The sequence below is a fragment of the Clostridium sp. genome (genome assembly GCF_016650095.1).
Classification (GTDB): Bacteria; Bacillota; Clostridia; order Clostridiales; family Clostridiaceae; genus Clostridium_AD.
Genome location: NZ_JAENWL010000289.1, coordinates 1 through 4,878, shown reverse-complemented (window position 1 = coordinate 4,878; position 4,878 = coordinate 1). Strand labels below are relative to the sequence as shown.

Annotated in this window: 5 protein-coding genes; 4 read left to right on the top strand and 1 reads right to left on the bottom strand. The window is 31.1% G+C overall.

Going from position 1 to position 4,878, the window contains the following annotated elements; genetic code table 11:
* Window positions 1-149: 149 nt before the first annotated feature.
* The gene (locus JJE11_RS14640; protein ID WP_291636908.1) at window positions 150-932 is read right to left on the bottom strand and encodes a hypothetical protein; all 783 of its coding nucleotides are present in this window, start codon (window positions 930-932) and stop codon (window positions 150-152) included.
* A 312-nt stretch (window positions 933-1,244) separates the two neighbouring features.
* On the opposite strand from JJE11_RS14640, the gene JJE11_RS14635 reads away from it, so the two are divergent.
* The 4 genes from JJE11_RS14635 to JJE11_RS14620 all read left to right on the top strand — a co-directional run bounded on the left by JJE11_RS14635 (window position 1,245) and on the right by JJE11_RS14620 (window position 4,877).
* Window positions 1,245-1,850 carry a lactate utilization protein gene (locus JJE11_RS14635; RefSeq protein WP_291636906.1) on the top strand — a complete coding sequence of 202 codons (606 nt, stop codon included), beginning with the start codon at window positions 1,245-1,247 and terminating at the stop codon, window positions 1,848-1,850.
* Window positions 1,851-1,875: 25 nt separating this feature from the next.
* Window positions 1,876-2,475 carry an AAA family ATPase gene (locus tag JJE11_RS14630; protein ID WP_291636904.1) on the top strand — a complete coding sequence of 200 codons (600 nt, stop codon included), beginning with the start codon at window positions 1,876-1,878 and terminating at the stop codon, window positions 2,473-2,475.
* Window positions 2,476-2,638: 163 nt separating this feature from the next.
* Entirely contained in the window at window positions 2,639-3,124 is a 486-nt protein-coding gene (locus JJE11_RS14625) for a ferritin family protein (protein ID WP_291636902.1), read from the top strand.
* A gap of 172 nt (window positions 3,125-3,296) precedes the next feature.
* Window positions 3,297-4,877, top strand: a complete 1,581-nt coding sequence (locus JJE11_RS14620) for a bifunctional UDP-sugar hydrolase/5'-nucleotidase (protein ID WP_291636901.1) — start codon at window positions 3,297-3,299, stop codon at window positions 4,875-4,877.
* Window position 4,878 lies beyond the last annotated feature (1 nt).

The following is a 4,878-nucleotide window of genomic DNA, read 5'->3' as shown; positions in this document are numbered from 1 at the left end:
TTGTTGAAGAAGATGAATAATAACTTTGATGTAGAATAAAATGTATTAGTGAAAACAGAATTGATTATTGAAGATTATACTGGTGCTTATAAGGTTAAAAAGTATGCTAATTTAAGTAATTTAGCATACTTTTTTACAGTGGAAATATCTTAATAAACCACTACTCTTAAGGTTTTAAGGGTATTATCACAAAGATGTACATCTACAGTTTCGCCATTGAATACAGCTTTTGACAAGTCAGCTCCCACTGTTTTCATTGCGTCTATTGTATCTTGATCTTTATCTAGTCCTTCCTTTATTACCATACGAAATTCGTAAATACTTCCAGTTTTATTTAATTGTACAGTCATACCATTGCTGTCTTTTGAAAAATAATCTTGTTTAACTAAGTAATCTCCAAGTGCATTTGCTTCTTCTTCTGTTACATTCGTAGTGTAATAAAGTTCATTGCCTTCTCCAAAAGTAAGTTTTGTTCCGAAATCTACTGGACTAAAAACTACTACTCTTAAAGTTGTAAGGGTATCATCACAAAGATGAACATCTACAGGTACATCTTTGAATACATATGTTGATAAGTCAGCTCCTATTATTTTCATTAAGTCTATTGTATCTTGATCTTTATCTAGTCCTTCTTTTACTACCAAACGAAATTCATAAGTGCTGCCAGTTTTATTTAATTGTGTAGTTCTACTATTGCCGTCATTTGCAAAGAATTCGCCTTTAACTAAGTAATCTCCAAGTGCCTTAGCTTCTTCTTCTTTTACATTCGTAGTATAATAGAGTTCATTGTTTTCTCCAAAATTAAGTTTTGTTCCGTAATTTTCTCCACTACAACCAGATAATATCACTGAAAAAAGTACAGTTAATATAAGTAGGCTCAAAGTGATAAAGTTTTTTTTCTTGGCACCCCTGATTTTTAAAGAATTGTTCATATTCTTCCTCCTAATTATTTGTTGTTTTACTAAGTATATTTTTAAGCTTAGCACAAAAATATTCACTAGATTACGAGTCTACATGAAATGTCAAAATTTGAATATGAAATGTAATCCCAGACTTTTCTAAAAATTTTCGTGTTATAATTAAATCAAAACTTTGAATGGAATTTGGGTTGTAATATGAAAATATAGATATAAATATAATATTCCATTCTTTGTTTTTGGTTCTTATAATAAATATAGGTAAAAGCTGAAAAACTAATAAAAAGAATCTTAAATGGAAAATAGATTGGAGGATATAGTAAAAATATGAATATTGAAAAAACAATTACTGCACTTAAGAAAAATAATTATGAGGTAAGCTTCTTTAAAACTCGTGAAGATGCGGCACAGTATTTAGACAATAGTCTTAATGACAAATATATTGGCTTTGGTGATTCTGATACTATGCTGCAGATGAACTTGTTTGATAGACTTGCCTCACACAATAAGGTTGTTGATCCTAAGCATTTGGTGTCAGGGAAAACATTCGGTGATACTGCAAAAGAGTGCCTGATTACAGAAATTTTTTTGACGTCAGTCAACGCCCTCTCAGAATCAGGAGAGCTTGTTAATATTGATGGCACAGGTAATCGTGTAGCTGGATCACTGTTCGGTCATAAGAAGGTATATTTTGTTGTCAGCACGAATAAAATCTCACTGTCACTTGAAGAGGCGATTTGGCGTGCCCGTAACATTGCTGCTCCTCGCAATGCTATGAGATTAGGATTGAGAACCCCATGTGCAATAAAAGGAGATCATTGTTATAATTGTTCCAGTCCAGATCGTATTTGTAATGGTCTTATAATTTACTATAAAAAGATGCATAATATGGATATGGAAGTTGTATTGATAGAGGAAGAACTTGGCTTCTAAAAATTTTGACTAGGAGAGGATTGTTGTGAAAAAATTAATTTTAGTAACATCACCACCAGCAAGTGGAAAAACTTATATCGCAAAAAAGCTTGCCGAGGCATTAAGGCATGTTGTGTATCTTGATAAAGATACACTCATAACATTATCTAAACAGATTTTTGTTGTAGCAGGTGAAGAATATAATAGAAGTTCAGATTTTTTTAATGAGAATTTACGTGATTATGAATATGAAACAATAGTAGCACTAGCACTGGAAGCTTTGAATTATGATGATATTGTGCTAATTAATGCACCATTTACAAAAGAAATACGAGATTTGAACTATATCAAAAATCTAAAAACAATATTAAAAGATAAAAATGCATCTTTAGTCGTTATTTGGGTAGAAACTTCAATAGATGTAACACAGCGAAGAATGATTGATAGGAATTCTGATAGGGATACATGGAAACTTGAGCATTGGAATGAGTATATTGCTGAGACTAATTTTGATATCCCTATTGCCTTGGATGACCCTTATATAAAAGATGATTTGCTTATCTTTAAGAACTCATCTGATGAAGAATTCACCGATTCCTTAATAAAAACAATAGGTATACTGGAAGAAACATCGGGTAGAAAATAAATGACTAATGAAATACACGTCTTGTAGACAATATGTGAACATTCACTATTTTAGTACATCTTTATATGAAAAGAGTGTAAAATTGAATTAGAATGTTGGTAAGAAATTTATTATGGAGTTGTATAAGTTTAAATAGAGACAAGAATAGGAAGGGAGCGATATTATGACAGATAATACTTTTAGTGGAATTGAAATGCTTAAAATTGCTATGCAAATGGAAGATGAGGGTTATAATTTTTACATGGATGGAGCTAGCCATGCACAAGGTAAAACTAAAGAATTTTTATTACTCACTGCTGGTCAAGAATTCGTACATAGAGAGAAGTTTAAAAAACTTTTTGATGAATTAAGAAACAACAAAGAAATAGATTCTGAATATATCTTTAATCCTGACGTAACTAAATATTTGAGTAATTTAATAGAAAATCAAGTTTTTAATAAAGAGGAAAAGCCAAGAGATGCGTTCACAGATTTAAAGTCAACACTAACTTATGCACTGAAGATGGAAGAACTTGCAATAGTCGTATATACAAAAATGTATGAGAACATATCTGAAAAAGAGGCTACAACAATAGTGTTTAGTATACTTGAAGAGGAAAAGGCTCATGCAGCATATTTTTCAAAATTGCTACAGGAAATAATAGCTTAGTTATTAGGATACCTCAACAATATCCAACTAATAAATGCCGTATAGATAGCATAGAAATGTGCAGTGTATACGGCATTTTTAATAGGAGAAAGTGATTTATTGATTGATTTTTGATATTAAAAAGATAATGAACTATTATTAGGGTTATATGTATTTGATTGGAGCGTGTAAAATGTGTTATAAAGAAAAATTTTCACTAACAATTTTAGAAACTAGCGATGTTCATGGCTATGTATTACCTATAAATTATTCAGATAATTCCGTTTCAAACCACGGTCTTGCAGCTTTATCCACTATAATTACTGAACAGCGAGAAATAAACCAAAATACTTTACTTATAGATAATGGGGATATGATTCAAGGGTCGGCACTATCTTACTTCCATGCTAAAATAAATAATAATATGCCAAATCCAATGATTGAAGCTATGAATATTATGGGATATGATGCCGCTGTAATTGGCAATCATGAATTTAATTATGGCAGGGATTATTTAGATAATGCAATTAAAACTTCAAATTTTCCATGGCTATGTGCTAATATAACAAATAAAATTACAGGAGAAAGCTTTACGAATAAACCTTACATTATTAAAACTTTTGATAATGGTTTAAAAGTAGGTATTTTAGGACTAACTACAAAGCATATTCCTAACTGGGAGAATCCCTTGACAATTCAAGATTTAGATTTTAATGATGTCGCACAGAGTGCAAGCAATTGGCTTGAAATAATGAAAAATAAAGAAGGAACGGATATAAATATAGTGTCCTATCATGGTGGATTTGAAAGGGATTTAGAAACTGGCGAGCCGTGGGAAGTACTCACAGGAGAAAATCAAGGTTATGAGTTATGCAAAACTGTGAAAAATATGGATGTGCTTTTAACTGGGCATCAACATAGGGTTATAGAAAATGTATTGATAAATGGTGTTTTAGTTGTGCAACCAGGTTACAACGGTAATTGCCTTGGCAAAGTATCTATTGAACTTACTAAAAATTCTGGCAAATGGGTTATAACAAACAAAAAATCTTCAACTATTGTTGCAAATGCCTCTGAAGTTGATATAAGGATTTTGGATTCTATAAGTTCTATAGAAACAAGAGCTCAAGAATGGCTTGATATTCCTATTGGAAATATAGATGGTGACATGCTTATTAAGGATCCTTTTAAGACAAGGTCTAAAGATAATGCTTTCACTGAGTTTATAAATAATATTCAGATGGATGCAGCAAAGGTTGATATATCTAATGTAGCCATTTTTGATAACCACTGCAAGGGTTTTAAGCATAATGTTACCATGAGAGATATTATAGCTAATTATAAATATCCAAACACTCTAAAGGTAATAAGTTTAAGAGGATCCGATATTAAGGAAGCTCTAGAAAAAACCGCAGAATATTTTTGTATAGTTAATGGGAAATTAGAGGTAAGCATGGCTGGTATTTATCCTACACTTAAACATTACAATTATGATATGTGGGAGGGAATAGATTATGTTATAGATATTTCACAACCCATAAACTCTAGAGTTACCAAAATTAATTATAAAAATTATCCTCTTAACATGGAGGGCAATTATGCTGTGGTAATGAATAATTACAGAGCAGGTGGCGGTGGTAATTATCAGATGTTTAAGGGAAGACCTGTCCTTAAAGATATTTCAATAGATATGGCTGAATTAATTGCAAATTATATTATTGAAAGAAAAACAGTTAAAGCAACAGTGAATGATAATTGGAAAGTTATATACTAGG

Excerpts from the sequence above, each read along its gene's own strand:
- JJE11_RS14640 (WP_291636908.1), bottom strand. The coding sequence starts at position 932 with ATGAACAATTCTTTAAAAATCAGGGGTGCCAAGAAAAAAAACTTTATC.
- JJE11_RS14635 (WP_291636906.1), top strand. The coding sequence starts at position 1,245 with ATGAATATTGAAAAAACAATTACTGCACTTAAGAAAAATAATTATGAG.
- JJE11_RS14625 (WP_291636902.1), top strand. The coding sequence starts at position 2,639 with ATGACAGATAATACTTTTAGTGGAATTGAAATGCTTAAAATTGCTATG.
- JJE11_RS14620 (WP_291636901.1), top strand. The coding sequence starts at position 3,297 with ATGTGTTATAAAGAAAAATTTTCACTAACAATTTTAGAAACTAGCGAT.